Annotated in this window: 16 protein-coding genes and 1 pseudogene; 10 read left to right on the top strand and 7 right to left on the bottom strand. The window is 69.3% G+C overall.

The window, feature by feature from the left end:
• From ACH492_RS06270 to ACH492_RS06260, 3 genes are all read right to left on the bottom strand, one after another.
• The gene (locus ACH492_RS06270) at positions 1 to 1,077 is read right to left on the bottom strand and encodes an SRPBCC family protein (protein ID WP_398983402.1); all 1,077 of its coding nucleotides are present in this window, start codon (positions 1,075 to 1,077) and stop codon (positions 1 to 3) included.
• Entirely contained in the window at positions 1,077 to 1,595 is a 519-nt protein-coding gene (locus ACH492_RS06265) for a hypothetical protein (RefSeq protein WP_398983400.1), read from the bottom strand. Before ACH492_RS06265 ends, ACH492_RS06270 begins: the two co-directional genes overlap by 1 nt.
• A gap of 418 nt (positions 1,596 to 2,013) precedes the next feature.
• Positions 2,014 to 2,427, bottom strand: coding sequence for an Imm10 family immunity protein (locus ACH492_RS06260; protein WP_398983398.1), 414 nt, complete (start codon positions 2,425 to 2,427; stop codon positions 2,014 to 2,016).
• Positions 2,428 to 2,626: 199 nt separating this feature from the next.
• Between ACH492_RS06260 and ACH492_RS06255 the strand changes: the two are divergent.
• Positions 2,627 to 2,704: pseudogene (locus ACH492_RS06255) on the top strand (DUF4291 domain-containing protein); the annotation flags it as partial.
• Positions 2,705 to 3,121: 417 nt separating this feature from the next.
• Complete coding sequence (locus ACH492_RS06250) at positions 3,122 to 3,505, top strand: MmcQ/YjbR family DNA-binding protein (RefSeq protein ID WP_398983396.1); 384 nt, start codon at positions 3,122 to 3,124, stop codon at positions 3,503 to 3,505.
• 88 nt (positions 3,506 to 3,593) lie between these two features.
• On the opposite strand, the gene ACH492_RS06245 is transcribed toward ACH492_RS06250, so the two are convergent.
• A complete protein-coding gene (locus ACH492_RS06245; RefSeq protein ID WP_398983394.1) occupies positions 3,594 to 4,814 on the bottom strand; it encodes a hypothetical protein in 1,221 nt (406 codons plus the stop codon).
• 138 nt (positions 4,815 to 4,952) lie between these two features.
• Between ACH492_RS06245 and ACH492_RS06240 the strand changes: the two genes are divergently transcribed.
• Positions 4,953 to 6,938: a nitrate- and nitrite sensing domain-containing protein gene (locus tag ACH492_RS06240; RefSeq protein WP_398983392.1), complete on the top strand. Its 1,986-nt coding sequence runs from the start codon at positions 4,953 to 4,955 to the stop codon at positions 6,936 to 6,938.
• 37 nt (positions 6,939 to 6,975) lie between these two features.
• Here ACH492_RS06240 and ACH492_RS06235 read toward each other — a convergent pair whose 3' ends face one another.
• The 3 genes from ACH492_RS06235 to ACH492_RS06225 all read right to left on the bottom strand — a co-directional run bounded on the left by ACH492_RS06235 (position 6,976) and on the right by ACH492_RS06225 (position 10,381).
• Positions 6,976 to 8,580, bottom strand: a complete 1,605-nt coding sequence (locus ACH492_RS06235; RefSeq protein ID WP_398983390.1) for a cation acetate symporter — start codon at positions 8,578 to 8,580, stop codon at positions 6,976 to 6,978.
• Positions 8,580 to 8,801 (bottom strand): hypothetical protein, encoded by a 222-nt coding sequence (locus tag ACH492_RS06230; protein WP_398983388.1) that lies wholly within the window; start codon positions 8,799 to 8,801, stop codon positions 8,580 to 8,582. Before ACH492_RS06230 ends, ACH492_RS06235 begins: the two co-directional genes overlap by 1 nt.
• A gap of 275 nt (positions 8,802 to 9,076) precedes the next feature.
• Positions 9,077 to 10,381, bottom strand: coding sequence for a PucR family transcriptional regulator (locus tag ACH492_RS06225; protein ID WP_398983386.1), 1,305 nt, complete (start codon positions 10,379 to 10,381; stop codon positions 9,077 to 9,079).
• A gap of 370 nt (positions 10,382 to 10,751) precedes the next feature.
• Between ACH492_RS06225 and ACH492_RS06220 the strand changes: the two genes are divergently transcribed.
• From ACH492_RS06220 to ACH492_RS06190, 7 genes are read left to right on the top strand one after another with little or no spacing between them, the layout of a single operon-like run.
• The gene (locus ACH492_RS06220) at positions 10,752 to 11,612 is read left to right on the top strand and encodes an ABC transporter ATP-binding protein (RefSeq protein ID WP_398983384.1); all 861 of its coding nucleotides are present in this window, start codon (positions 10,752 to 10,754) and stop codon (positions 11,610 to 11,612) included.
• Positions 11,609 to 12,481, top strand: coding sequence for an ABC transporter ATP-binding protein (locus tag ACH492_RS06215; protein WP_398983382.1), 873 nt, complete (start codon positions 11,609 to 11,611; stop codon positions 12,479 to 12,481). Before ACH492_RS06220 ends, ACH492_RS06215 begins: the two co-directional genes overlap by 4 nt.
• Positions 12,478 to 13,368 (top strand): branched-chain amino acid ABC transporter permease, encoded by an 891-nt coding sequence (locus ACH492_RS06210; protein ID WP_398983380.1) that lies wholly within the window; start codon positions 12,478 to 12,480, stop codon positions 13,366 to 13,368. The genes ACH492_RS06215 and ACH492_RS06210 overlap by 4 nt, the downstream gene beginning before the upstream one ends.
• Positions 13,361 to 14,608: a branched-chain amino acid ABC transporter permease gene (locus tag ACH492_RS06205; RefSeq protein WP_398983378.1), complete on the top strand. Its 1,248-nt coding sequence runs from the start codon at positions 13,361 to 13,363 to the stop codon at positions 14,606 to 14,608. Before ACH492_RS06210 ends, ACH492_RS06205 begins: the two co-directional genes overlap by 8 nt.
• The gene (locus ACH492_RS06200) at positions 14,605 to 15,861 is read left to right on the top strand and encodes an ABC transporter substrate-binding protein (protein ID WP_398983376.1); all 1,257 of its coding nucleotides are present in this window, start codon (positions 14,605 to 14,607) and stop codon (positions 15,859 to 15,861) included. Before ACH492_RS06205 ends, ACH492_RS06200 begins: the two co-directional genes overlap by 4 nt.
• A 21-nt stretch (positions 15,862 to 15,882) precedes the next feature.
• Positions 15,883 to 16,071 carry a hypothetical protein gene (locus tag ACH492_RS06195; RefSeq protein ID WP_398983373.1) on the top strand — a complete coding sequence of 63 codons (189 nt, stop codon included), beginning with the start codon at positions 15,883 to 15,885 and terminating at the stop codon, positions 16,069 to 16,071.
• A gap of 57 nt (positions 16,072 to 16,128) precedes the next feature.
• Entirely contained in the window at positions 16,129 to 17,778 is a 1,650-nt protein-coding gene (locus ACH492_RS06190) for a hypothetical protein (RefSeq protein WP_398983371.1), read from the top strand.
• The last annotated feature ends 54 nt before the right edge of the window (positions 17,779 to 17,832 follow it).

Genomic DNA, 17,832 nt, shown 5'->3' with positions numbered 1-17,832 from the left:
TCACCTCGACTTTGCCCTGCTGGACCGCCGCCGAGCGGACGGTGCGGGCTTTTCCTCCGGCTCTTCCTCTTCGGGCTCTTCCTCCTCCTCTTCTTCCTCTTCTTCCTCCTCCGGAGGAGAACCCTCGTCCTCGGCTTCGTATTCTTCGTCTTCGCCTTCGTACTCGTCCTCGTACTCGGCTTCTTCCGGTTCCGCGCCCTCGGCTTCCTCGCGCTCGCGTTCCTCTTCCTCGCGTACTTCCTCGTCGGTGCGGACGACTTCGCCGTCACGGACCTCGCCACGCCAGCCCCTGACCTCTTCAGGGTTGAGAAGGGCCTGGGTCATGACCTGTCGCCGGAAGTGCTTGAGTTCCAGTCGGACGCGGCGTCCCTGCGCCCGCAAGAGGTTGCCGGTCCCCTCGAACAAGCCTTGCGGGTGGTACTGCAGGACCAGCAGGATCCTGGTGAGGTTCGGTGCGATCTCGTGGAAGGTCACAGCACCGTCCACATGCCCCTTCTCGGCCTTGGACTGCCAGACGATCTTCTCGTCGGGCACCTGCTCGATGACGGTCGAATGCCATTCGCGGTGCGAGAGGAAGATCTGGGCCTTCCATTCGAGTTCCGTTTCGGACTCCTGCTCAACGCGCTCGACCTTCTTCATAAAGCTCGGGTAGTCCTCGAACTGGGTCCACTGGTTGTACGCGACCGACACGGGGACGCCCACGTCGATTTCTTCGACGATATTGACGACCTTGATCTTCTTGTCGCCGTCCTTCTGATCACCGCCACCACCAGGTAGCGCCTCTTTCGCCTTGTCCTTCACCTTTGACAATCCGGCGCCGGCAACTGCCTTGAGAGGTACGTGTTCCACCAGCTGCCGACCTCCCGCGGCCACCGCTTCCTTCAAACCGTCGCCATCCCCGCCGGGATGAGCCAGGCGCTTGACACCCCCGCTCGCCCTTTCCGTGACCGCGGACAAAGCCCGTTCACCGAGCGCGGCAATGAAGTTCTCGAGCTCCTGAATCAAGCGGTCCGTCGGGAGACCTTCCAACACGGACCCGTGTCCGCTCCCGCGCTTCTCGTCCGATCGCTCAGCCATTACTCATCACCCCGGCTCCGTTGCGAGGAACGACTGGAGGTCTTCTTCCGCGGCGCATGGCTTGAGGTCTTCTTTGCCGGAGCCCGCTTCCTGGGCGCCTGCTCCTCATCCGCTTCCTCGTCCATGTCCCTGTCTTCGGTGTCTTCGGTGTCTTCGGTGTCCTCGGTGTCCTCGCGGTCCTCGCGGTCCTCGGGTTCCTCCGTCTCCTCCGTCTCCTCCGCGCCGGGTCCTGCGCGAAGCGACTCAGCACGGGATTGCAGCCGGTCACTAAGCGAGTCGATCCGGTTACTCGCCGTCGCCACAACGGCCTTCCGGCCCGCCGACACCAATTGACCCCGCACGTCTTGCGTCAATCGTGCCAATTCCGGGGACTTGGCCGCTCCTGCCGCAAGGCGGCCCGCACCCAGCCCCTTACCGGCCGCCGTAATACCTGCAAGAGCGAGCGCCCACCGCATCTTGTGGGTGCGTCCGAGGGCGTAGCCGGCGGTCAAGACAAGGGCCACCTGGCCATTTTTCATGATCCAAAACCGCCTAGAATAGAGAATCCCCGTCCCGCCACCTGCATGTGTCGCTTTCGCGCCGTCGGGGTGGAGCATCCGAGAAACCCCACTCCCCCCATGAGCAGGCGCCGAGACAATCGTTATGTACAAGTATGAGGCATATGTCCGTAATGCAAACCTGGGATGGGAGTCGACCAAACGCAAAACTCGCGCGGTGCCGAACCTGCAGGACAAAGACGTCGGCTTGCTCCGCGAGTGGAGCCCGGAAGACGGCCGTGAGCCTCCTAGACCAACACATGGCTCGTGCTGCTGGGCTACTCGGTGGGGCGCCCCAGCACCCACCGAGACCGCCGCGACCAGGGCCGGACGCGGCGGCGTTGCGGATCTTGTACGAGGAGATTTCTGCCCCGCCAGGTCCGCCGACTCATGAGGCGGATCAAACCGAGAAACCAGTGAGCCGAGGCCGGACTTCCGTGCGTCCGAAGGCCAGCACCTTCGCAAGCACGTCGCGCATCTCGTCAATGCTCTTGGCCGGCATGTCGAGCACTGCCTCGATCTCGGCGTCCTCCAACTCCAAGTCATCCAGACAATCGGGATCCAGCGACACCGTGAGCAGGCTGCCTGTCAGAGCCACCTCACGGACACAGCCAAAGGCCGTGCACTGGTCCGGGGTCATCACGCAGTACGTGTCGAGCCCGAGCGAGATGTCCTGTGTAGACGGCTCAGCGATAGGGCTCGTGAACAGCAGGAAGAAGCCCTCCTCATCCTCGTACTCCGCCACGCCGGCCTGCATCTCGCCATCAACGTCGACCTCGGCAGCCACCGCACGGGCCGTGAACCTGTATGCCATACGCCGGTTCTACCAGGAGCCCGGCACAGACTCGTGCTCAGTCCCCTCAGCCAAGAAGCACCGTCGATACCGCCATAAGAAACAACGTCCAGTACCCCGTTCGAGACGAACTGGGGAGCATCCTGCCCGACGGGCATCGCGCCAGCTCCGGAGGCCACCGACAAGTAGCCGGTGGCACGAGCCCTGAGTGAAGGACGGTCCGGACATCGGCCTGCCCGCTGCCCGCGAGGGCCGTTTCCCTGCAGCGTGGAAGCGGGACAGGATGACATGGATCAAGACTACGAGGATAACGAACTGGTTCACCCAACAGTCGGCCATGGCCCATGGGTCACATGGCAGCACAGGCTCGGCGGGACGGGAGTCTCCTGCCCGATCGGCGTCACGCCCGCCGAAGGATGAGCCTCGGTATCGATCCCGACCACCTGTCCGCACTGTGGCAGCAAGGGCGATCGCTGGGTGCGCTTCCACAGCCTGCCCGGCTCGATGCGCACCCCAGAAGAGCAAGGACGAGTACGCGATCGTCTTGGACCGCTACAACACGATCCTCGATGAGCTCTTTGCCGACGGCGACGTATAGGTAGTGACAGCCTGGATGGCCGAGCCGACCGGGCCCGAGCGCCACTTGAGCTGCCGCGATGTGCAGTCGCAGTTCAGTAGCGTGAGACGGAACAGACTGCGCAATCGGGAGAACGGTATGGCGGCACCACCGAAGCACGCGCTGGCGAAGTGGGAGAAGGTGCGGTCCTTTGCCTTGGGACTGCCCGGCGCCGGCGAGGAATTCCCCTGGGGCGAGACCGTCGTCAAGGTCAACAAGAAGATCTTCGTCTTTCTGGGAGTGACCGACGGCAGCTATCCGCTGGGGGTTGGCGTCAAACTCAAGGACGAGGCGATGCACGCCCATGCTCTGTCCTGCCCGGGCGCTGAGCCGTCCGGCTACGGGCTGGGGAAGGCGGGCTGGGTGCAGATCCCCCTCGCCCAGAAGGGCGCACCGCCGGCGGAGGTGCTCTGCGACTGGGTGGAGGAGAGCTACCGCACCATCGCCACGAAGAAGCTGATCGCCGAATTCGAGGCCCGCTGATCGCGCCCCGGCCCGGACGCGCAGCGCTTGCTCCAGTCATCGTGCATGCAGGGCGAGGTGCCTTCCCGCTCCACCTCGGCGGGGCGCCCTAGCGGCTCCCCCCTTCCGGCCACGGGAAGCCGAGCGCCTCGGCGTACTCGCGGCTGCCGCCCCTGACCTCCGCGTAGGTCTTCGGGTCCGCCGTGGCGAGGCGTCGCAGCGCGGCGGCGGCCCGGTCCTCGGGAGGGGTGCCGTCCTCCGGGAGGCTCCAGATGAACTGCAGCCAGGGGCCGTCCTTGTCCCTCTGCCCGGCGGCGAGCCCCGGCCAGTAAGTAAAGGACAGCACGGTCGCGTCCGGGTCGGTGAAGTCGGTGCCGACCCACCCCGGGCGGGCGTCCCACCGGGTGAGGAGGTCCGGCCGTTCGCGCAGGCCCGCGGCGATCAGGCGTGCGGTGCTCCGGGCCGGCCAGGCCCATGAGTGGTCGTTCTCGGCACGCGCGATCTCGGCGTCGTAGTCGGCCGCGTTGAAGCGGTACTCGGGGAGCTCGGGCGGGGGTTGCCGGGAAGGCGGCGTGGCCGGGCGGCGCCAGTCGCGCCACACGACGTGTTCCCCGTCGCGGCAGATGGTGACGTAGAGCGCACCGCAGCAGCCCTCGGTGCAGTATGCCTCGGCGAGCTGCACTTCCCGGGGCTCGGCCGCGGCCCGCAGGCGGCCGCTGTCGAGCAGGTACTCCGGGGAGTTGGCCGGGCCCCGGCCGAAGGCCTCCGGCACCAGGGGACGGCCGTCGATCAGCAGCCGGGTCTCGACAGTGTCCGGGTCTGCCGGATCGCGCACGACGACCTCGACTCGCAGTCGGGTCGACCTGTCTCGGGAGCTGAAGGGCTGCCGTGCCGCGCGCCGGGCCCAGTGGGCCCGGCGGCGTTCGGCGGGATCGGTGGGTTCACCGGCCGGTACAGCGGCCCAGGCGGGCGTACTCAGTACGGACTCCAGGGTGTCCAGCAGCGCCTCGCGCTGTCCGGGCCGCCAGTCGAGGAGAAAGCTGGGGCCGCTGTGCAGGTCAAGGGCGAGGGAGAGCAGCGTCGCGTAGTGGTCGAGGGTCGGGGGCAGTTGGGAGGCTCGGGCGACGAGCGCGTCGTACGCGGTGATGGCCTGGGGGTAGGCGAGGATCTCGGCCTGGTAGTCGCGCAGACTCGTCATCCGGGACAGCAGCCGTCCCGCCTGGGCCAGGACCCGGGTGTCGACGGGATCCCTGTTTTCATCGTCGGCGGCCGAGGAGCCCGCGCCCAGGCCCCGGGCCGACGGTGTGGCCGACAGTCTCGGCGTCCACAACTCCCGTCGCCCGTAGCTGAGTTACAGGAGAATGGCGGATGGCGCGCGGGGCGGCCGGGCCTCCTGTGAGCCGGGAGCAACCATCCCCTTACCGCCATGAAACCGCACCGGGCATGCCGGTTCGTATCGTCGTCGGACGTGACGCGCAACCAACGACGCACTCTGCCTCGACCGCCCGCTCTGCCCGCCCTGCTCGGTTGGGGCACGATCCGCGGCCGTGTGGCCATCGTGCTCGCCGTCCCCACCTGTCTCCTGCTGGTCCTGACCGGCCTCGGTGTCGTCGACCGGGCGGCCGACTGGTCCGCGGCGCGCGAGACCGCCGGCCGGGTCGAGCTTGTCCTCAAGGCCCAGGAGCTGGTGCGCGAGCTGCAGCGCGAACGTGGGCTCACCAATGGGCTGGTGGGCGGCGCCAAGGAGTATCGCGACGACGTCGACGTCCAGCGTGCCCGCACCGACACCGCCCGTACCGGATTCGACGCCCTGCTCGCGGCAGGCGGCGCGGGAGCGGACACCGCCGACGAGTTGCGGGACGCGCTCTCCCCGGTCGCGGCGTTGGCCGCCGTGCGCCAGTCGGTTGACGACGGCACCGCTCAGCGCGCCCTGACTCTCGCCGCGTACACAGAGGCGATCGGCGGACTGATCAGCGCCTCGGCCGCGGAACCCGCTCGTGGTGACCGCCCCCTTGCCGACGCGATGGGCGCCCTGCACGCCCTTGCCCGGGCCACCGAGGCGGTCGCCCTGGAGCGCGGCTCCCTCAACGGGGTCTTTGCCGCCGGGCGTTTCAAGGAGAGCGAGTTCCTCGACTTCACCGAGGTACGGGCGGACCGGCTGTCCTTCCTGCGTCAGTACGCCGAACTCGCCACCTTCGACCAGCAGTCCGCACTCGACGCCGCCTTCGCCACCAGCGACGCCCGGCGCGCCACCGGCTTCGAGAAGCAGGCGGAGGGCGGAGCCGATGGCAGCAAACTCGCTGTGGACCCCCGCCGCTGGTGGTCGTCGATGACCGTGCTCGTCGACCAACTGCACCGCGTTCAGGGGCAGATCGGCGCCGATCTACAGGTTCGCGCGGACGGGATCGGGGACGACGCCACCGGTCAGCTGGGCGGCTTCATCGGCCTCGGTGTGCTGATCCTCGCGGTTGCCACCGCACTCGCCGTGCTCTCCGCCCGCTCGATCACCCGGCCGCTCGTCGCACTCGCCGATGAGGCCGACTCGGTGGCCCGTAGCGGACTGCCCGCCGCTGTCGCCAGTATACAGGAGGCCGAGGCGGGCGACGAACTCGTCCCTGAACTCTCCCGCCGGGTCCCTGACAGCGCTCGTGAGTTCACCCGGCTCGCCACCGCCCTGCACAATGTCGAGCACACTGCCATCGGCCTTGCGACCGAGCAGGCTGTGCTCCGCCGCAACACCTCCGAGTCGCTCGCCAGCCTCGGCCGCCGCAATCAGGCACTGCTCTCGCGCCAGCTCGGTCTGATCACCGTCCTGGAGCGCCAGGAAATCGACCCGGACGCGCTTGCCGAGCTCTTCGAACTCGACCACCTGGCAACCCGTATGCGCCGCAATGCCGAGTCGCTGCTCGTGCTCGCGGGCGAGGAGCTGCCGCCGCGGACCTGGTCCGGCCTGGTGACGGCGGCCGAGGTGGTGCAGTCGGCGATCGCCGAGGTCGAGCAGTACCAGCGCGTCGTTGTGGCCGACGTACAGGTCGGCCGGATCCGCGGCCGTGCCGTCGCCGAGCTCTCCCATCTGCTCGCCGAACTCATCGAGAACGCCCTGGTCTTCTCACCTCCCTCGCACCCGGTCGAGATCTACGGCTGGCGCGACGGCGGCGATTACTGCCTCGCAGTCGTCGATCGGGGTTCCGGCATGACCGCCGAGGAACTGGCCCGCTCCAACGCCCGGCTCGCGGGCCGGGAAACCTTCCTGATCGCCCCCACCCGCTACCTCGGCCACTACGTCGTCGGGACCCTGGCGGCCCGGCTCGGCGCCCAGGTCGAACTGCGCCCCACGCAGGGGCAGGACGGGGCCGTGGGAGTCACGGCGTACATCGCACTGCCGGCGACCCTCGTCGATGTGTCTCAGACGCAATCGGCGACGGTCGGCGGAACTCGGCAGGCGGCTCTGTGACGGGGACGGGTCGGCAGCAGTAGCCCCGTGCGCCATTTCATGCCCTGGCATGCTCGGCGACCTCCGACACCCGTTGCTTTCCCCATACGCTGCCCAGCGCGCCGAGCAGAAAGGCGGCGGGCATCGATACGAGGACGACCGTCTGAAGCGGGAACCAGTCGAGGTGCCAGTCCGGGAAGAGCGCCGAGGGGGAGCCGGAGAAGACCGGGCCGGAGATCTGCAGTCCGACGGCGCAGCCCAGGCCTCCGTACAGCGTCCAGAGCAGCCCGGCGCGGGTGTAGCCCCTCCAGAAGAGGGAGTACACCAGTGCCGGAAGCAGGCAGGAGGCCGCCACCGCCAGGGAGAGAGCAGACAGGAACAGGACGTTCCATTCCTGGACCCAGACCGCCAGTCCGATGCTCAGTACTCCCACCCCGGCGGACGCCAAGCGTGCGGCCGCCACCTCTCGGCCTTCGGTCGTGCGCCTCCGGCGCAGGACATGCGTGTACAGGTCGTGGGCGACCGCCGCCGCGGCCGCCAGGGTGATGCTCGCTACGACCGCGAGCGTGGTGAGGAACACCGCGGAGGAGACCAGTACGACGAGAAACGCACCGCCCGTGTTGGTGGACGAGCCGCCCGCCAGTTCGCCGGTGAGCATCAGCAGGGTGGTGTTGCCTCCCGGATCCCCGGCGATGATCGCCGGGGCGCCGACCACCGCGGCGGCCGCGAAGCCCATCAGAGCTGTGGTGAGGCAGAAAGCGCCGACGATGCCGATGGTGTGGCGCACCGTACGGCGCGCGGTGGCCGCGTCGGGAGCGGTGCCCAGTTGCATGGACACGTGTGGCAGGCACGCCACTCCCAGCACGATCGTGATCATCAGGCCGACGAAGTCGAGTGTGCTTTCGGGGTCGGTGCCGCCGGCGAACCGGAGGCCGGGACTCATATAGCCGGCGGGACGGCCGCTGCCCTGTCCGGCGGCGTCGATCAGAGAATCGCTGCTCCAGTCGAAGCGATGGAGCAGCACAGCTGTCACAGCCAGGGCCGCGCCGAGCAGCACCACCGTTTTGATCACCTGAATCACGATGGTGCCGCGCATGCCGCCGAACACCGTGGCGCAGACGACCAGTGCGCCGATCATGATGACGGCTGTCTGTTCGGCGCCCACACCGGACAGTCCCAGCAGCGCCGTGGTGGTCACTCCCGCACCGGAGAGCTGCACGACCAGATAGGGGACGCACGCGCTCAGGGTCACGACGGCGGCCGCGATCCTTGCCGCGGGCCCCGGAGCCCGCAGGGCGAATATGTCGCCCAAGGTGTAGCCGGCGCGCTCGCGCAGGGGGCGGGCCAGCAGCAGGAGCACGCCGAGGGACAGCACGGTGCACAGGGCGATGAAAAGCCCGTCGTAGCCGAAGACCGCGACGCTTCCCGTGGTGCCGAGCACCGTGGCCGCGGACAGGTAGACGCCGGACAGTACGAGGGCTCCCCGCAAGGGCGACACGCTGCGACCTGCTGTGTAGAAGTCGTTGACCCGGTCTCTCTCGGGGCCGCTGAGGACGCAGATGAACAAGATGGGGACGATGAACGTAAGAAAGCCCACGAGGACCAGGGCGCGGGTGTCTCTGTCCAGGGCGCCGGGCGCGGCGAGCAGGATCTCCGGATTCATCAGTAATCCAGCTCCTGCTCCTGCTCCTGCGGAACGCGGCGTTCGTCCGCACGGCGGTCGTACCGCGCCGCGGTCCACACCAGCAGGGAACCCTGGAAGAGGAGGGCCAGCACGCCGATGGTGGTCTCCCCCCAGATGCGGGTGGCCATGAAGTCGGCGGCGGAACAGGCGAGCAGCAGGTGGACCCCGAAGGTCAGTCCGTTGACCACGGCGAAGGACATGCCCGGGCGATGCGGCCGTGGTCGATGATGAAGCATGGGGGCGTGCTGTTGGGCCATGGCTGTCTCCTGGCAGGCGCGGATGCGGGTGGGGCACTCGGGTGGGTCACCTCTGATGCGAGGCTCACCAGAGCACCCGCGCCCCGGCCCGTCCATGCGCTGTGCTCGGGCCGTTGTCCGCTCCCAATGCCCCGCATGGGTGACTGTGCTGGTGCCCATTCAGCCGTGCCCGCCGGCGGACCGCCGGCGGTCATCGGCTGCCGCGGAGCCGTGCGTCGTCAGGCAGTGAGCGGGCGATTGCGGTCGTCGGTGATGCCGAGTGCGGCGGCTGGTCCGAGCAGGCGGTGGGCGTCGAGCGCGAGCGTGAGTTGCACCAGATCGCGGGGGCGGGTCAGCTCAAGGCCGGTTATCTGCTCGAAGCGGCGCAGACGGTTGAGCACGGTGTTGCGATGGCAGAGCATGTGCCGGGCGGCCTGGACGGCGGATCCGCCGTTCTCGATCCAGATACCGACGGTGTCGAACAGCGTGTCCCGGTCGGCAGGTTCAAGGTCGTACATGGGCCGGAGCACCCCGTGGGCCAGCTCGGCGGACAGGTCGGGCCGCGAGATCAGGAGCCCTTCGGGCAGGCGGGAATCGAGCCGGGCGACCTCACCGTCGGCCCGGCACGTGCGAAGGGCGAGCCCGGCCATGTCACGCGCTCGGGCCAGGCTTTCCAGCCCCTGGACGACCGGGCTGATCCCGATACGGAACCCGGGACCGGCGTCCAGGGCCGAGGCGAACGCGTCCAGGGGACGATCGCCCAGGTGGGCAACGAGCACATCGCGGCGTCCGCAGGCTTGGCGCAGGATCCGGATGCCGCGAACCTCCGGAGTGGTCTGCGGCGCGCGGCCGTACGGCGGTGTCGCCCCCACCACCGCCACCGCGAAACGCCCGTCGATCGGCAGATCGAGGATGGCCGCCGCGTCGCGGGTGAACTCGGGTTCGTTACGGGTCTCCAGCAAGGCGGCGAGGATCAGACGGACGCGTTCACCGTGCTGGCTTGCGACGCCTTTGGCGACCTGCCGGTAGGCGTCGGCGACCATGACGGCGTCGCGGTCGTTGCTCTTCCACACCAGCTCGGCGACGTGTACCAACTGACGCGTGTCGCCGAGTCCCTCCCGCTCCACCACGCTGATGATCCCGCTCCATACTTCGGAGCCGGCGACACGGAAGGCGTGCAGCACCTCGTCGAGCGGGCGGCCCTGTTCCGCGCGTCTCATGCCGAGGTCTCTGGTGTACCGCTCGACGTCCACGATTCTGCTGGGATCCACGCCGGCTTCCAGCCCGTGGCGGATGCCGATGCCTACGTTCCGCCGCACGTCGGGCGGCGCGAGCACCGGGTCGGCGTAGTACGGCACTTCGGCGCGGATCCTGTCCACCACGGTGTCGGTGAATTCCACTCCGTGCCCCAGAAGGCGCCGGCAGGCACGGTCGAAGAGCTGGAGAGGAGAGGCGTCCGCGCCGCCGTCGGGCAGCGGACCGCGGGGCAGGGCTATGTCGGGGCGGCGAGTGCGAACACTGCCGGGGACGGAACTGGCGTGCATGGACCCTCCAGGTTGGACGGGGCGTGCGAGAAGAACACGCGAGTTGCCATGTCGTGAGCCGCGCGGAGCGCAGTGAAGTTCCTCCACCGGGTCAATGGCTGCCGCGCGGAAGCCGCGTGCGGAAGCCGAAACGGCACCCTTCCCGGAGGCCACCATGCTAAGCAGTCGCTTACCGAACGGCGAGGTTTCAGCCAAACCGTGATGTTTCCGGCCAGTAGGCCTTGCGGACTGTGAGCTCTCACAAGCCGGACGCCTCCCGGCTGGGAGCGGACAGCGGCTCGCCGTACCTGTATGGACGCCCTGCTCGGGCCGTGTTCTCGTAGCGCCCAGCCCGACCCGCTCGTTTGCACCTTTTGCGAGGAGACCCCCTATGAGCCCTCCACCGACGCAGTCAGGATCCCTTCGGATCACTGATCTCCAGGTCACCTACGGAAGGTCCGTGCGGGCGCTGCACGGGGTTTCGCTGAGCGTCCCGCAAGGCGGGATTGTTGCCGTCCTCGGCTCCAACGGAGCGGGCAAGACCACGCTGCTGCGGGCGGTCTCCGGGACCCTCGCGCTCCATCGGGGCACGGTCGACAGCGGCACCGTGCACTTCGGCGAGACACGGCTGACCGGCGATCCCGCGCGGTCGGTGGCCGCCGGAGTGGTGCAGGTGCCCGAGGGCCGAAGGATCTTCGGCGCCCTGTCGGTGGAGGACAACCTGCGGGCCGGGTTCCTGGGGGCCCGCAGTCGCGGTGGCGCTGACCGGCAGGCGGCCCGCGACCGCGTCTTCGCGCTGTTCCCGCTGCTGGCCGAGCGGCGGCGGCAGGCCGCGGGGCTGCTGTCCGGGGGCGAGCAGCAGATGCTCGCGATGGGCCGCGCGCTCATGGCCGCCCCCCGGCTGCTGCTGCTCGACGAGCCCTCACTGGGACTGGCGCCCCTCATGGTTCAGCGCATCGCGTCGGTCATCCGCGAGATCAACGCCCAGGGAACGTCCATCCTGCTCGTCGAGCAGAACGCCTCCATGGGCCTGGCACTGTCCGACCGTGCCTCGGTGCTGGACGTCGGCCAGGTGCGGCTGGAGGGGGCGTCGGCCGACCTCGCCGGCACGGACGAAGTACGGCGCCTGTACCTGGGCGAGAGCATCGACGCCGACACGTCGGGCCAGGATGCGGTGTCCGCCGCTACGCCCCCGACCGCCCTGTCCGCAACCGCACCAGGACTGACAGAGCTGGCCAGGTGGAACGGATGAGCATCGACGCCGCGGCCACGACGCGCGATCCCGCCTCGTCACCGGAACCGGACGCGGAGACAGAGCCGGTGCCGACGCTCACGGTCGACGCGCTGACCGTCCGCTTCTCCGGCCTCGTCGCCCTCGACGCCGTCTCATTCACCGTCGCCCCCGGTACGATCCACGCCCTCATCGGGCCCAACGGCGCGGGGAAGTCGACCTGCTTCAACGTCGTGTCCGGGGTGTACCGCGCCACGGCCGGAGCCGTCCGGTACGCGGGCAAGGACCTCACCCGCCTGGCACCGCACCGCATCGCCCAGCTCGGAGTGGCCCGCACCTTCCAGAACATCGTGCTCACCCACGGAACCGTTGCCGACAACCTCATGCTCGGCCGCCACAGCCTGACCCGTGCGGGATTCACGGCGACCGCGTTGCGACTGCCCCAAGCGGTACGGGAGCAGCGCCGCCACCGGGAGCGCGCGGCCGAGATCGCGGACTTCCTCGGCCTGGGCCCCGCCTTCGACAAGCCGGTGGGTTCGCTCGCGTACGGCGACCGCAAGCGCGTCGAGATGGCACGCGCGTTGTGCATGGAGCCCAAGCTGCTGCTGCTCGACGAACCCGTCGCCGGTATGCATCCCACCGAGCGGGTGGCCATGGCCGAAACCATCGCCAAGGTCCGTGACGCCCTGGGCATCTCGATCCTCATCGTCGAGCACGACATGGGCTTGATCATGCGGATCGCCGATTCCGTGACCGTTCTCGATTTCGGCCGGCTCATCGCCGACGGGACGCCCGAACGTGTCCAGCGCGACCCGGCGGTCATCAGCGCCTACCTCGGCGTCCCCGCAGAGGACGCCCAGGACGCCCAGGACGAAGGAACGCAACCATGATCAAGCTGGCCGAAACGATTCTGAACGGACTGGCGCTGGGTTCGGTGTACGCCCTGATAGCCCTGGGCTTCGTCGTGATCTTCAAGGCGTCAGGCGTCATGAACTTCGCCCACGGCTCCCTGCTCCTGTTCGGCGGCTATGTCACGGCACGGCTGCACGACACCATCGGCTTCCTGCCGGCTGTGCTCGTCGGCGCCGCGCTGGCGGCGGCGCTCGCCGGGCTGGTGCAACTGCTGGCCACCCGCGGTCTGCGCGGAGCGGAAATCCACACGCTGACGATCCTGACGATCGGTATCGACGTTCTGCTCAGCACCGAACTGAACAGGCGGGTGGGCGCCGATTTCCTCAACATGGGAGACCCTTGGGGTGCCGACGTGACACAGCTCGGGGACATCACCGTCGCCGACTCCCGGATCGCGAGCATAGCGGTGGCGATCGTTGTCATCAGCGTGTTCTTCGCGGCGTTCCGCTGGTCCCGCTGGGGCCTGTCCATGCGGTCGGCGGCCGCCGACCCGGAGGCCGCCTCCTTGATGGGCATACGGCTGGACCGCGTACGGCTCATCGCCTGGTGCGTCGCCGGAGCGCTGGCCGCTCTCGCGGCGGTGTTCCTCGCCGCCTTTCCCGCCGCGGGCCTGGACCGCACCACCAGCCAGATCGCCCTGAGCGCCTTCCCCGCCGCCATCCTCGGCGGTATGGACTCGGCCGTCGGCGCACTCGTCGGCAGTTTCGTGATCGGCCTGACAGCCGCGATGGCCGCCGGCTACCAGAACGAGCTGAGCGCCCTGGGTTCCGGATTCTCCGACGTGGCCCCCTACCTCGTGATGGTGCTCGTACTCCTGGTCCGCCCGACCGGTCTCTTCGGATCGAAGGAGCTGACCCGTGTCTGACACCCTGTCGCCCAACGCCTCCCCTCCTGCCACCACGGGCGCTCCCGCCGACGACTCGGGCGGCGCCGCCGGACGCCGGTCCGGCACAGCCTCCAGGGCGGGCACCGTCGCCGCCGTGCTGCTTCTGCTCGTCCTCCCCTTCTACGTCTCCTCGTTCTGGCTTCAGACAGGCCTGTTCGCCATGGCCGCCGTCATCGGCGCCATCGGACTGAACCTGCTGTCCGGGACCACCGGACAACTGTCCCTGGGCCACGCCTTCTTCCTCGCTGTAGGCGCGTACGGCTATGTGTGGCTGGCCGCGGACCCGTCCGGCACCGGCTCCGCCCACCTGTACGGGCTCGGGCTGCCGCCCCTGCTCGCCTTCGTTCTCGCCGTCGTCCTCGCCGGCGTCGCGGGAGGGCTGTTCAGCCCCATCTCCGGTCGCCTGCGCGGTATGTACCTGGGCATCGCCACCCTCGCCCTGGTCTTCCTCGGCCACCACATCATGCTCAACGCCCGTGACATCACAGGCGGGTTCAACGGCCGCTCCGTGCCGGCGCTGGAAATCTTCGGGTTCTCCTTCTCCGACACCTCACCCGACGGGCTCGCTGTACTCGGCGTCCCCTTCGGCGGACTTGAACGCCTCTGGTACTTCGGCCTCGTACTGGTGGCCATGGCCTGGCTCGCCGCGCGCAATCTCGTGCGCGGACGTCCCGGCCGCGCCCTTGCGGCGGTACGCGACAGCGAAGTCGCCGCAGCCGTCATGGGAGTTCCCCTCTCCCGTTACCGCGCCTCTGCGTTCATCGTCTCCTCGATGTACGCGGGCGCCGCCGGCGCTCTGCTGGCTCTGGTGTTCAAGCGCGTCGTCCCCGACCACTTCGGCCTGCTGCTCTCCATCGACTACCTCGCGATGATCGTCATCGGCGGCCTGGGATCGGTCGGCGGCGCCGTCGCCGGAGCTGTCTTCGTCGCCCTGATACCGCATGTCCTCACCAAATACGCCGACCACCTGCCGCTGCTCACCGCACCCGGTACCGCCGGATCCGGTGTGACCCCCGGCGACGCCGCGCGCTATCTCTACGGCGCCGCGATCGTCCTCGTCCTGGTCTTCGCGCCGGGCGGCCTGGCCGGCCTGGCCCACAAACGGCCGCGCCGCACCGGCGACGGCACTCGCCGCAACTGGCGTTTCCCTCTCCGCACCCGCACCACCTCCGACCCTCAGGGCGTCGAAGGCGCCACCCCGAAGGAGCACACACCGTGAGACACCCCCGCCTTGCCCCGGCTGCAGCCGTCCTTGCCGTACTCACCCTGAGCGCCACGGCCTGCAGCACCAAAAGCGGTACCGACGCGAACACGGCCGGCAGCGACGGCGTCAAGACCGGCCCCGGAGTGACGCAGAAGACCATCACCCTGGGCGCGCTGACCGACCTCACCGGACCGTACGCATCGCTCGGCAAGAGCATCGTCAACGCGCAGCAGCTGTACGTCGACCAGCTCAACGCCTCCGGCGGCGTCTGCGGCCGTAACGTCCGGATAACCGTCAAGGATCACGGCTACGACGTTCAGAAGGCCGTGTCCGCGTTCACCGAGACCGAGCCGAATGTGGCCGCCCTGTCCCAGGTGGTCGGTTCTCCCGTGGTGTCCTCGTTGCAGCAGGAGATCGAAGCCAAGCACCTGCTGACGCTTCCGATGGGATGGGCCTCCAGCCTGCTGGGCCACGAGTACGTCCAAGTGGTCGGATCCACCTATGACATCGACATGATCAACGGCGTCGACTTCGTCGTCCGCAAGGCCAAGCTCAAGCCCGGCGACAAGATCGGCCACGTCTACTTCGAGGGCGAGTACGGTGAGAACGCCCTGGCCGGAGCCAAGTACGCGGCGAAGCAGCACCGGCTGAGCATCGTCGAGCAGAAGATCAAGCCCACCGATCAGGATCTGACCGCACAGGTCACCGCCCTCAAGCAAGCCGGTGTCAAGGCGGTCCTCATCAGCGCCGGTCCCAAGCAGTCGGCGGCCCTGGTCGGCACCGCGGCGGCGAAGGGATTCGCGGTCCCGGTACTCAGCAACGCACCCGGCTTCGCCCCGCAACTGCTCGCCACCCCGGTCGGCCCCGCTCTGGAGAAGCAGCTCTACCTGGTGAGCGCCGCCCCGGCGTTCAGCTCCGACACCCCGGCGATCCAGAAGCTCGCCAAGGACTACCGGGCGAAGTATCCGAGCGAGCTGCTCGACGCAGGGGTCGTCAGCGGCTGGAACACCATCAGCGTCCTCGGTGAGGACCTCAAGGCAGCCTGCAAGGCCAAGGACCTCACCCGGGAAGGCATCGCCGCGGCGCACCGCAAGCAGTCCGGGCTCAACGTTCTCGGAGTGTCGTTCGACTTCTCCGACCGCGCCAAGCCGTCCACCTACCAGTCCTTCATCCAGAAGCCCGCCAAGCAGGCGGCGGGCGGACTGGTGACCGTCGAGCCGGCCCGCGAAGTGCCCGCGGCACGGAGCTATTCACTGCCCAAGAGCTGACCCGTCACCCCGGTCCGCCGTGTGCGGCAGCGCTTTCACGCTGCCGCACACGGGCGGGGGCTGCTGCGGCGGCGCGGCAGCGTGTACGAGTTCCGGCACGCGCGGCTGCAGGAGGTGCCGTGCCAGAGCAACTCGCGCCCTGTGACGGCGAGATGGGACGCCCCGAAGGGCTACGGCGCGCGGCTGCGGGAGGACGGACGCCCCTGGTGAGGCCCGGCCCGCCGATCCCCCGATCGGCCGGATGACGCCCCCGTTAGGGTTGCCGGCGTGGGGGTCGGCGAACAGGCAGAGACCGTACGGACAAGCGTCGGCGAGCGGAACACGTCACCGAGGTGGCGCGTCCCGCTTGTCGCGATCGCCGTCGTCGTGCCGCTGTACATCCTGTGGTCGGGCCGGCTCGCGACCGGCGGCGGCGATCTGGCCGCGCAGCTCGCCTGGGCCGGCTTCATGGAGCGGCACCCTGCGTCCGCGTACAACCTCTCCTGGTACGGCGGCACCCACACCGCCAATTACAGCCTGCTGACTCCCCCGCTGATGGCCGTCTTCGGCGTACGGGCCGTGTCCGTGGCCGCCGGCCTCTCCGGAGCGTGGGTACTGGCCTGCCTGTTCGTACGCAGCGGGGTGCCGCGCCCGGTGTGGCCTGCTGTCGTCGGGGCGCTCGCGCTCTGGTGCAACGTGGCCTCCGGGCGTACGACCTTCGCGCTGGGCGTCGCGATCGGGCTGCTCGCCGTGCTGTACGTACGCAGGAGCGCGATCGCGGCGGTGTGCGCGGCGCTCGCGACCATGGCCAGTCCAGTCGCCGGGCTGTTCCTGCTGGTGGCGGGGGCGGCGTATCTGCTGGACCGGCGGTGGCGGAAAGGCGCCGCGCTCGCGCTGCCGCCGTTCCTCGTGGTGGGGGCGGTGACACTGCTCTTCCCCTTCCAGGGCGAACAGCCCATGGCGACCGGCAAATTGTGGCTGCCGCTGACCGTCTCCGCCGCGGTGGCCGTCGCGGCGCCGCGCACGTGGCCGGTGGTGCGGTACGGAGCCGGGGTGTACGGCGTCGGGGTGGTGCTGACGTATCTCATCGCCTCGCCGATCGGCACGAACGTCGAGCGGCTGGTGGGTCTGGTGGGGCCGCCGGTGCTGCTCGCGGCGGTACTCGCGAGCGGGATCAGAGGACTGGACAAGCTCAGGGGGCTGGGCAGGCTCAGAGGGCTGGTCACGCTCGGCGGGCTCCTGCGGGCCGTGCTCGCGATCGCGCTCGTCATGAACACGTACTGGCTGACCGACAAGACCGAGGACGATCTGGTCGTCTCCAACGACGTGCCCGCGTGGGCCGCGCGCACCGACGGTGTCGTACGGGCGCTGGAGCGGCTGGGCGCCGACCGTATGCGGGTCGAGGTCGTCCCCGCCCGCAATCACCGCGAGGCGACGGTCCTCGCCCCGCACATCAACATGGCGCGCGGCTGGAACCGGCAGCTCGACGTCGAGCGCGGGCGGCTCTTCTACGACGGGTCGCTGACCGAGGCGACATACCGGCAGTGGCTGGACCGGTGGGCCGTCGGCTTGGTCGTGCTGCACCACGGGCGCCCCGACGGGCCCGCCGAGGGCGAGGCCGCGATCGTCAGGAGCGGGCCCGGCTGGCTGGAGCGGGTGTGGCAGGACGAGGGCTGGACGGTCTACCGGGTGCGGGACGCGGTTCCGCTGGCGGCCGCCCCGGCGGCGGTGGTGCGCGGCGACGACGCGGAGCTGGTGGTACGGATGCCGGCGGCGGGATCGGTGACGGTGCGGGTGGCGTACTCGCCGTGGCTGCGGGCGGAGGGGGCGTGTCTGCGGGAGGAGGGCGAGTGGACACGGCTGACCGTGCCGCGGGCGGGAGAGTACCGGCTGGAATCGCCCTACCGGCTGCCGCGCTCGGCGGACTCGGGCTGCTGAGCCGACCGGCTCGCGGTGAGGGCCGATTGTCAGTGGCGTGTGCCACGCTCGGGC

The organism is Streptomyces sp. NPDC019443 (assembly GCF_044389785.1).
Classification (GTDB): domain Bacteria; phylum Actinomycetota; class Actinomycetes; order Streptomycetales; family Streptomycetaceae; genus Streptomyces.
Note: the sequence above shows the minus strand (reverse complement) of the source record. Positions and strands in the feature narration are given on the sequence as shown.

What these genes read in the sequence shown, in the direction of transcription:
- ACH492_RS06270 (WP_398983402.1), bottom strand. Translation starts at nt 1,077, where the DNA reads ATGGCTGAGCGATCGGACGAGAAGCGCGGGAGCGGACACGGGTCCGTG.
- ACH492_RS06265 (WP_398983400.1), bottom strand. Translation starts at nt 1,595, where the DNA reads ATGAAAAATGGCCAGGTGGCCCTTGTCTTGACCGCCGGCTACGCCCTC.
- ACH492_RS06260 (WP_398983398.1), bottom strand. Translation starts at nt 2,427, where the DNA reads ATGGCATACAGGTTCACGGCCCGTGCGGTGGCTGCCGAGGTCGACGTT.
- ACH492_RS06250 (WP_398983396.1), top strand. Translation starts at nt 3,122, where the DNA reads ATGGCGGCACCACCGAAGCACGCGCTGGCGAAGTGGGAGAAGGTGCGG.
- ACH492_RS06235 (WP_398983390.1), bottom strand. Translation starts at nt 8,580, where the DNA reads ATGAATCCGGAGATCCTGCTCGCCGCGCCCGGCGCCCTGGACAGAGAC.
- ACH492_RS06230 (WP_398983388.1), bottom strand. Translation starts at nt 8,801, where the DNA reads ATGTCCTTCGCCGTGGTCAACGGACTGACCTTCGGGGTCCACCTGCTG.
- ACH492_RS06225 (WP_398983386.1), bottom strand. Translation starts at nt 10,381, where the DNA reads ATGCACGCCAGTTCCGTCCCCGGCAGTGTTCGCACTCGCCGCCCCGAC.
- ACH492_RS06220 (WP_398983384.1), top strand. Translation starts at nt 10,752, where the DNA reads ATGAGCCCTCCACCGACGCAGTCAGGATCCCTTCGGATCACTGATCTC.
- ACH492_RS06215 (WP_398983382.1), top strand. Translation starts at nt 11,609, where the DNA reads ATGAGCATCGACGCCGCGGCCACGACGCGCGATCCCGCCTCGTCACCG.
- ACH492_RS06210 (WP_398983380.1), top strand. Translation starts at nt 12,478, where the DNA reads ATGATCAAGCTGGCCGAAACGATTCTGAACGGACTGGCGCTGGGTTCG.